General features: G+C 37.9%; 1 protein-coding gene. It reads right to left on the bottom strand.

Annotated elements, in window-relative coordinates; translation table 11 throughout:
- The coding region (locus tag J3U27_RS11565) for a hypothetical protein (protein WP_267377507.1) at positions 1-556 on the bottom strand (556 nt) is incomplete at both ends.

Raw genomic sequence — 556 nt, 5'->3', positions numbered from 1 at the left:
GGAGACCAAGACAATGCTTGTTTATTACCTGCAATGCTTAAATCAAAGTACATGTTGTTAGCAGCTGTAGTCGGAAAGTTCTTATCATATGAGTCAGTTGACTGAGGCAAAAAACCACGAGATGGATCAAAAATTTCAGGTGGACCTGCTTTTACACCTCCATTGCCTTCGAAAGATAGACTTGGAATGGCAAAACAAATTTCCTGCCCCTTAGGTTTGACAAAATAAGTGACCCGACTAGGATTGAAATCACTACTATTTGGAATACCATAACGCGTTGTTAATGTACCATTTGTACTAGTTAATATAACCTCATAAGGCGCTTTACAAGGCCTTAACACTGTATTACGTGATACTGTTCTACTTCTTTCATCAACGAGAGATAACTCTAAAAAACCATTAACATTAATCTCACCATCACCGTCATCATCCCACCAATAATTATTGGGCGGACCAATAAGTTTTTTTAAAGCGATTAAATCGACATTCGTTGGAAAGATCATATCTATATCAGCAAAACTTTGACCTGCAACCGGTAACTCAATGGGGTTTGAAG

Source organism: Gilliamella sp. B2911, from assembly GCF_026536965.1.
Lineage (GTDB): Bacteria > Pseudomonadota > Gammaproteobacteria > Enterobacterales > Orbaceae > Gilliamella > Gilliamella apicola_E.
The sequence above is the reverse complement of the archived record's forward strand: the minus strand, read 5'-3'. Positions and strand labels throughout refer to the sequence as shown.